9 protein-coding genes are annotated in these 6,954 nt (G+C 73.0%); 4 read left to right on the top strand and 5 right to left on the bottom strand.

The genetic code is table 11. The features are described from left to right. The 3 genes from ACH65_RS00130 to ACH65_RS00120 form a co-directional block, all read left to right on the top strand. Window positions 1–443 (top strand): ethanolamine ammonia-lyase light chain EutC (locus ACH65_RS00130; RefSeq protein WP_049620534.1); only part of this gene is annotated, 443 nt, incomplete at its 5' end. 359 nt (window positions 444–802) lie between these two features. Next, a complete protein-coding gene (locus ACH65_RS00125; RefSeq protein ID WP_082190045.1) occupies window positions 803–2,098 on the top strand; it encodes an MFS transporter in 1,296 nt (431 codons plus the stop codon). A gap of 109 nt (window positions 2,099–2,207) precedes the next feature. Then, window positions 2,208–2,756, top strand: coding sequence for a cytochrome b (locus ACH65_RS00120; RefSeq protein WP_049620532.1), 549 nt, complete (start codon window positions 2,208–2,210; stop codon window positions 2,754–2,756). Between the two features lie 40 nt (window positions 2,757–2,796). On the opposite strand, the gene ACH65_RS00115 is transcribed toward ACH65_RS00120, so the two are convergent. Both ACH65_RS00115 and thiL read right to left on the bottom strand, forming a co-directional pair. Beyond that, window positions 2,797–3,303: a phosphatidylglycerophosphatase A family protein gene (locus tag ACH65_RS00115; RefSeq protein ID WP_049620531.1), complete on the bottom strand. Its 507-nt coding sequence runs from the start codon at window positions 3,301–3,303 to the stop codon at window positions 2,797–2,799. Next, window positions 3,300–4,265 (bottom strand): thiamine-phosphate kinase, encoded by a 966-nt coding sequence (gene thiL, locus ACH65_RS00110; protein ID WP_049620530.1) that lies wholly within the window; start codon window positions 4,263–4,265, stop codon window positions 3,300–3,302. The genes ACH65_RS00115 and thiL overlap by 4 nt, the downstream gene beginning before the upstream one ends. Window positions 4,266–4,426: 161 nt before the next feature. Between thiL and ACH65_RS00105 the strand changes: the two genes are divergently transcribed. Next, window positions 4,427–4,933, top strand: coding sequence for a nuclear transport factor 2 family protein (locus tag ACH65_RS00105; RefSeq protein WP_082190044.1), 507 nt, complete (start codon window positions 4,427–4,429; stop codon window positions 4,931–4,933). Between the two features lie 43 nt (window positions 4,934–4,976). Here the strand turns inward: ACH65_RS00105 and nusB are convergent, their stop codons facing one another. The 3 genes from nusB to ldcA are packed head-to-tail and all read right to left on the bottom strand — an operon-like array spanning window position 4,977 to window position 6,920. Next, a complete protein-coding gene (gene nusB / locus ACH65_RS00100) occupies window positions 4,977–5,441 on the bottom strand; it encodes a transcription antitermination factor NusB (RefSeq protein ID WP_049620529.1) in 465 nt (154 codons plus the stop codon). Further along, the gene (gene ribH, locus ACH65_RS00095; protein WP_049620528.1) at window positions 5,438–5,902 is read right to left on the bottom strand and encodes a 6,7-dimethyl-8-ribityllumazine synthase; all 465 of its coding nucleotides are present in this window, start codon (window positions 5,900–5,902) and stop codon (window positions 5,438–5,440) included. The genes nusB and ribH overlap by 4 nt, the downstream gene beginning before the upstream one ends. Window positions 5,903–5,948: 46 nt before the next feature. Beyond that, the gene (ldcA, locus tag ACH65_RS00090; RefSeq protein ID WP_049620527.1) at window positions 5,949–6,920 is read right to left on the bottom strand and encodes a muramoyltetrapeptide carboxypeptidase; all 972 of its coding nucleotides are present in this window, start codon (window positions 6,918–6,920) and stop codon (window positions 5,949–5,951) included. Window positions 6,921–6,954: the final 34 nt, after the last annotated feature.

Raw genomic sequence — 6,954 nt, 5'->3', positions numbered from 1 at the left:
CGGCGCTGGCGGCGGCGCTGCTGGCCCAGGCGCCGGACGGCTGGCGCATCGGCCCCGCGCTCGTCGCCACGCAGGCGCGCGTGGCCCTGGGCGATGCCTGCGGCGAGCTGCTGGGCGCGCGCATGGTGGCGGTGCTGATCGGCGAGCGGCCCGGCCTCAGTGCGCCGGACAGCCTGGGCGTCTACCTCACCGCGCATCCGCGCCAGGGCCTCACCGATGCCGCGCGCAACTGCCTCTCCAACATCCGCCCCGGCGGCCTGTCCTGCGCCGCGGCCGCACGCAAGCTGTGGTGGCTGCTGGAGGCGGCCCGGCGCAGCGGCGCCACCGGCGTCGCCCTGAAGGACGAGAGCGACACGCCCGCGACGGAAATCGGCGATGCGCGCCGGCTACCGGCGGCCGAAACGCCGCAGCCGGGCGCAGCGGAGGCCGCGTCAACGGAATGAGTCCCGCGCCCCCTCTAAAAAAATACAGGGTGACACCCGCGCGGATCTTTCCAATGATGGCCTCGACGCCCGCACCGGCCAAGGATGCGGGGCCCGGGGGAAAGCCAAGGTCTCGCCCACGCCGGGCCGCTCGCGCAAGGTGAAGACGCCAGCGCCGCGCGCACGGCGCCCTCGATGGTCTGGGGGGGGAACGTACAAGACGGCCCCGCCCGCATCGGAGAAGGTGGGGCCGGAGCCGCCGAGGACAGCCGGCCGCTTTCGCGGGCGGCGCATGGCATGGCGCATCCGGCAGCCGCGGTTGCCGGACGCGCCATGCAAGGTCATCCCATCCACAGGTTTATCGCGCACCGGCCCTCCCGATGAATACGACGGCAAGCCCCAACCCCATGCAGGACACCGCCGCCAACGCCCCCGCGGGCGACCGGCGCGCCGGGCAGCGGATCGGCGCATGGATGCCCTTCCTCGCCATCCTGGTGCCGATCAACCTGATCCTGTCGGTGGACCGCAACGCCTTCGTCATCGTGGCGTCCCAGATCCAGAGCGAGTTCGGCTTCAGCCTCACCCGCATGTCCTACGTGTTGGCGTCCATTTCGTGGACCTATGCCGCCTTCCAATTGCCGTCGGGATGGCTGGTGCAGCGCTTCGGCTTCCGCCGGCTGATGGCCGTGGCCCTGGTGGGCTGGTCGATCGCGATCGGCTTCATGCCCCTGGCGACCGGCTTCTGGAGCCTGCTCCTGCTGCGCCTGCTGCTGGGCGCGGCGCAGGCGCCCGACTGGCCCAGCTCGATCGCGGCCATCCGCGCGTGGTTTCCGCTCGCGCAGCGCTCGCGCTGCACCGCCATCGCGCTGTCGGGGCAATACATCGGCCCGGTGATCGGCTCGATCGTCACCGGCAGCGTCACCTACCGCTACGGGTGGCGGGTGTGTTTCTACGCCTACGCCGTGCTGGGCATCGCCCTGGCCCTCATGTGGATCGCCGGGACGCGCTCCGTCGCCGCGCCGGCCGTCGCGCCGGCCGGGCCGCCCAAGGCGACCACGGGCACGACCTCGTTCCCGGCGTTCCTCAAGCTGCCCAATACCTGGGCGATGGCGGCGCTCTACTTCTGCCTGATCTGCACGCAGAGCTTCTTCCTGAGCTGGCTCCCCACCTACCTGGTGCAGGAAAAGGGCGTGACGCTCTCGGCCTCGGGCTGGTACACGGCCATACCCTGGCTCACCCTCTACGTCAGCGTCACGCTCGCGGGCTTCGTCGCCGACCATGTGCTGACGCGCACCGGCTCGCTGAAGTTGGCCAGGCTGCCCGCCGCCGTGGTGGGCTTCTGCCTGGGCGGCGTTTCGCTGTCGCTGGTGCCGTGGCTGTCCAGCATGGCCGCCGTCATCGCGACCCTGTGCCTGTCGCTGGCCGGCGTGGGCATCGTGCAGAGCATGGTCTGGTCGACGGTGCAGGACATCGGCGGCGACCGCACGCCGGTGCTGGTCGGCTGGACCGCCTTCTGGGGCAACTTCAGCGCCGGCCTGTTCCCGATCGTCATGGCCTACCTGGTGAAGTGGTCGGGCGGCTGGCAATACGCCCTGCTGGTGCCGCTGGTGTTCAGCGCCATCGGCATCGGCCTGGTCTTCTGCCTCAGACTGCCGCGCCACGCGCCGACCGGCTGAGCGACCCGTTTCGTCCGGCGGGCCGGCCGCCCGCTCTCCCCCTGGAGGCCGGCCCGCGCGGACGCCCTTGTTCCCTATCCACCCCTACGTGCGCAAACGAGTATCGAGCATGCCCCCCTCCCCGCGTTACGGCCTCTGGCTGCGACACCTGCATTGGCTCACCGCCGCGCTGGTGGTCGTGGCGATCGCGCTGGCCGAGCTGCACCACTACGCGCCGCGCGGCTCGGCCCTGCGCAGCGGCGCGATGTACGCGCACACGCAGTTCGGCCTGGCCGCCCTGCTGGTGCTGCTGCCGCGCCTGCTCTTGCGCCTGGCCGGCCGCACGCCGCCGGTCGAGCCGCCACTGCCGCGCTGGCAGCACGCCGCCGCGCGGCTGGTGCACGTGGTCCTGTATGCGCTGCTGCTGGCGCTGCCGGTGCTCGGCATGCTGGTCTACCAGGCCAACGGCCGCGTGCAGGATTTCCTCGGCCTGCCCCTGCCGGCGCTGATCGCGCCCAACCACGATCTGGTCCGGCCGATCGAGGTGATCCACATCCAGCTCGGCGACCTCCTGCTCTGGCTGGCCGCGGCGCACGCCGCCTCCGCGCTGTGGCATCACTGGGGCCGGCGCGACACCACATTGCGCCGCATGGGATATGGCGGGCGCAGAGCCTCTTGAGCCTTCGCGCCGGCGCGCGGCGAACGCAATGCGGCGGCGGTCAGGCCAGGCCGCGCAGCAGCGCCGCCAACGCCACCGCCGCGAAGACACCGGCCACCACGTCGTCCACCATCACGCCCAGCCCGCCCTTGAGGCGGCGGTCGAGCCAGCCGATGGGCCAGGGCTTCCACACGTCGAACAGGCGGAACAGCGCGAAGCCGGCGACGATGCCCCACCACGGCGCCGGCACCAGCAGCAGCGGCAGCAGGGCCAGCCACTGGCCGATGAATTCGTCCCACACCACGCTGCGGTGGTCGGCCACGCCCAGCGCGCGCTCGGCCGCGTTGCAGGCCCACACGCCGATGAGGAAGCCGGCCGCGAGCACCAGCGCGTAGACCGGCAGCGGCAACGTCCGCAGCAGCAGCCACGGCAGCAGCGCGGCCAGCGAGCCGAAGGTGCCCTGCGCCACCGGCGCGAGGCCGGAGCCGAAGCCGCAGGCCAGCCAGCCGGCCGGGCTGGCGAGCAGCGCGCGGCGCTGTGCGGCGGTGAGTGTCTTGCGCTCGATCATGCGGGGAAATGATCCCAGCCGGTGCGCGCGGGGGCCAGCGGGCGCTCGCCGTCGCGCACGGCGATGTCGCGGCCCTCGACGATGCGGCCGATGCGCGTGGCGCCGCAGCCCAGCCGCGCCAGGTCGGCCTGCACCGCGGCCACCTGGGCGGCCGGCACGGTGAAGCACAGCTCGTAGTCGTCGCCGCCGCTCAGGGCCAGTTCGATGGAGGCGTTCTCGTCGAACAGGGCGAGCAAGGCGGGCGAACGCGGCAGGTGCTGCACGTCGATCTCCGCACCGACGCCGCTGGCGGCACACAGGTGGCCGAGGTCGGCGAGCAGGCCGTCGGAAACGTCGATGCAGGCGCTGGCGCGCCCGCGCAGGGCCATGCCGGCGGCCAGCCGCGGCGTGGGCCGGTTCAGCCGTTCGAGCAGGTACGTCGCGCGCGGGTCGTCCGCCAAGCCTGGATCGCGCCGTTGCAGCAGCCGCAGGCCCGCCGCGCCGTCGCCCAGCGTGCCGGTGACCAGCACCGCGTCGCCCGCGCGCGCGCCGCCGCGCACCAGCGCCTGGCCCGTCGGCACGAAGCCGTGGATCGCCACGCTCACGGCCAGCGGACCGCGCGTGGTGTCGCCGCCCACCAAGGCCAGGCGATGCGGCCGCGCGAGTTCGGCGAAGCCCTGCGCGAAGCCTTCCACGAAGGCCTCGTCCGGCTGCGGCAGGGTGAGCGCGAGCATCGCCCAGGCCGGGCTCGCGCCCATTGCGGCGAGGTCGGAGAGGTTCACCGCCAGCGCCTTCCAGCCGACGTCGGCCGGCGCCGTGCCGTGGGGAAAGTGCACGCCCTCGACCAGGGTGTCGATCGCCATCGCCAGCTCCTGCCCGGCCGGCACGGCCAGCACGGCGGCGTCGTCGCCTATCCCCAAGTGCACGTCTTCGCGGCTCTGCGCGGTGGCCTCGCGGATGCGTTCGATCAGCTGGAATTCCATGACGGGCGGGGATGCGGAACGGGGCAAGAGCAGAACACCCGCGGCCCCGCGGCGCAAGCCTGCGTCCCCAATACCTTCGCCCCCGAGCCTTCGCCCCCAAGCCTTCGCCCCTTGGCCCATCGGCGCTGGCTACAATCGCCCGCCCCCCACGGAGAGCCGCCATGCGCCACGCCCTGCCCCGCCGCCTCGCCCGCGCCGTCACCGCTTCGCGCCGTCGTGCCGGGCGAGCGGGCGCGCCCGCCTTGTTCGCAGGCCTGGCGCTGGCCTGCGCCGCGCCGGCGCCGGCCGCCACGCCGCCGGAGCAGGCCGTACTGGCGCCAGTGCAGGCTTTCTTCGATGCCATGGCGCGCTACGACCAGGCGGCGATGCGCGCCCTGGTGCTGCCCGAGGGCGGCGCCACGCTGATGCGCCACGGCAAGCCGGTGCAGCTTAAGCTGGGCGAGTTCGTCGACCGCGTGAAGCCGGGCAAGGACAGGATCGAGGAGCGCATCCGCGATCCCAAGATCCACATCGACGACGACATCGCGGTGATCTGGGCGCCCTACACCTTCCTGCTCAACGGCAAGGCACACCACTGCGGCACGGATGTGGTGAACCTGGCGCGGGTCGAGGGGCGCTGGCTGATCGCAGGCATCGCGGACAACAGCCGCGAGCGCTGCGACGGCTAGGCGCCACCGACCGCGTGTGCGGACCCGTGGATGGCCGGCCGGCTCAGCGCGGCTGCTTCTCCACCGCGCGCAGCTCGCCGGCCAGCTTGTCCAGCACGCCGTTGACGTAGGAGTGGCCGTGGTCGGCGCCGAAGCGCTTGGTGACTTCGATGGCCTCGTTGAGGATCACCCGGTACGGCACGTCGGGGCGGAACTTCAGCTCGTAGGCGCCCAGGCGCAGCGCGGCGCGCTCGATCGGGTCGATCTGCGCCACCTCACGGTCCACGTGCGGCTGGAGCAAGGCGTCGAGTTCCGCCAGGTGCTTGTCCACGCCGAGCAGCAGGTCCTCGAAGTAGTCGAGGTCGGCCACTTCCATGTCCTGCTCGTGGCGGAACTGCTCGATCACCGCGTTCATGCTGCTGCCGCTCATCTGCCAGGCGTACAGCGCCTGCAGCGCGCGGCGGCGGGCGCGCGAGCGCGCGGCCATGTCGATGCCGCTGGGGTGATGGCCGCCGGGGTGATGGCTCATGCCAGTTTCCCGTACAGGTTGACCATCTCCAGCGCGGCGACGGCGGCGTCGGCGCCCTTGTTGCCGGCCTTGGTGCCGGAGCGCTCGATGGCCTGCTCGATGCTGTCGGTGGTGAGCACGCCGAAGCTCACCGGCACGCCGGTGTCCAGCGCGGCCTTGGCCAGGCCCTTGGCGCACTCGCCGGCGACGTAGTCGAAGTGCGGCGTGGCGCCGCGGATCACCGCGCCCAGCGCGATCACCGCGGCGTACTGACCGGAGGCGGCGAGCTTGTGCGCGGCCAGCGCGATCTCCCACGCGCCCGGCACGCGGACCAGGTCGATGGCGTCGTCCTGCACGCCGTGGCGCACCAGCGCGTCGCGCGCGCCGGCCACCAGCGGCTCGACGACGAAGCCGTTGAAGCGGCCGGCGACGATGGCGAAGCGGCCCGCGGGCGTGGCGAAATCGCCTTCGATGATCTTCATTGCGGTGGTTCCTGTATGGATCGCGATCCCTGGGGGACCGGGCATTTTACGGGTTTTGCCGCGCCGGTGCGGCGGTGGCGCCGGCCGGTGCGGCGGCGTGGCGCAGGTGCGGGTAGCCGTGGAAATCCAGCCGCGCCCGCCCACCCTCCGCGCGCAGCCGCGCCGGCGCGCCGAACGGCAGGGTGAACTTGTCCGGCACGTGGCCGAACGACAGGCCGCCGAGCACCGGGATGCCGGCGATGCGGCGCAGCTGGGCGAACGCCTCGGCGAGGTCGTAGCCGTTGTCGTAGGCGCTGGCGCGGCAGGCGGTGAAATCGCCCAGGAGCACGGCGCGCTGGCGATCCAGCACGCCGGCGAGCTTGAGCTGATAGAACAGCCGCTCGATGCGGAACGGCGGTTCGCCCACGTCCTCCACGAACAGCAGGCCGCCGTCCAGGCGCGGGAAGTACGGCGTGCCGAGCAGGCTGCACAGCATGGCGAGGTTGCCGCCCCACAGCGGGCCTTCCACGTCCAGCCCGGCCTCGGCGTCGGTGTCCCACGCCGCCTCGCCGTGCGCGGCGCCCAGCGTGCGCCAGAAGTGCGTCAGGGTCAGCGCGCTCAACGCCGCCGCACCGAAGTCCGGCCCCAGCATCGGGCCGGCGAGGCTCACCAGGCCGCAGCGCGCGTGCAGCGCCATCTGCACGGCGGTGAAATCGCTGTGCCCCACCAGCGCGAGGGCGCTGCCGGCCAGCCGCTCGCGCAGCGCGCCGTAGTGGAGCTGGTCGAGCAGGCGGATGGCGCCGTAGCCGCCGCGCACCGCCAGGGCGACGTCGGGCAGCGCATCCAGCGTGGCCAGCGCGTTGAGGTCCGCCGCGCGCTCGGCGTCGCTGCCGGCGAAGCGCAACTCGGCGCGCTCCAGTACCTCGAGCCCTTCGACCGTGCAGCCGGCCTCGCGCAGGCGCGCCACGCCGCGCGCCATGGCGGCGCGGTCGTGGGGGTAGCCGGAGGGGGCGATCAGGCGGACGTGGGCGGCTTGCATGGTCGATTCCGTATGGCTGGACCCGCGCGCCCGC

The sequence above is a fragment of the Frateuria defendens genome (assembly GCF_001182895.1).
GTDB classification, from domain to species: Bacteria; Pseudomonadota; Gammaproteobacteria; order Xanthomonadales; family Rhodanobacteraceae; genus Frateuria_B; species Frateuria_B defendens.
Note: the sequence above shows the minus strand (reverse complement) of the source record. Positions and strands in the feature narration are given on the sequence as shown.